Below are 747 nucleotides of genomic sequence, written 5' to 3' on the forward strand. Positions count from 1 at the left end.
CGCACCGGATACGGCCAGACAAATGGCTGCGGACAAAATGGCGGCATAAAGTTTACGCATAATTACCTCTCGCTTTTCTGCAATAAAAAAGGCGTCATTTCTGACGCCCGTTATGGGTTATAAAATTCAGCTGATACTGATACCTGCTGTGGATTTTTTCATCACCACAACCAGCAGATCGCTGATACTGGTTGTTGGTGTCCAGTTATTCGCTCCTGATGAAGATACGGTGAATGTCAGTGTCAGCGTCCCCTGTCCGGCAGGCATATCTATAACTGAGGAAAATACGCCCTGAGCATCCGTCGTGGACTGATTAAAAATCTCCTGACCATTGCGGGTCACTCTTAACCGGCAGGTTGAATACCAGTATGACTGTTGGTTATTACTGTTGAAATTCTCATGCTTACCACCGCGGAATAACACTGGCGGTATCATGACCTGCCGGTCAAATTTCTGATCATCACTGATTCTTACCGTGATGGTGCCACTGGCATAACTGTTCGTGCGGGGGAAAGACTTGCTGACCGTTTTGACAATATCGCCTTCAATCTGATTGGCTGACAGTTTCCCCTTAATCTGACAGTTTTCATTAATCGTGACATTGTTGAGCGTCCCTGAATTTGCATTCACATTACCGCTGATATCCGCATTTTTAGCGGTCAGCTTTCCGTCTGGTGTCAGGGAAAATGCCGGCGGATTTCCACCGCTGGTAATGGTGGGAGCCGTCAGGCGTTTCAGGAACACGTC

General features: G+C 47.5%; 1 protein-coding gene. It reads right to left on the bottom strand.

Annotation, left to right across the window (positions count from 1 at the left end; translation table 11 throughout):
- Positions 1 to 126 precede the first annotated feature (126 nt).
- A partial coding sequence (locus tag FQZ95_RS06340; RefSeq protein WP_042634487.1) for a phage tail tip domain-containing protein occupies positions 127 to 747 on the bottom strand: 621 nt, incomplete at its 5' end.

Source organism: Escherichia sp. HH41S (assembly GCF_009820115.1).
Taxonomy (GTDB): domain Bacteria; phylum Pseudomonadota; class Gammaproteobacteria; order Enterobacterales; family Enterobacteriaceae; genus Escherichia; species Escherichia coli_F.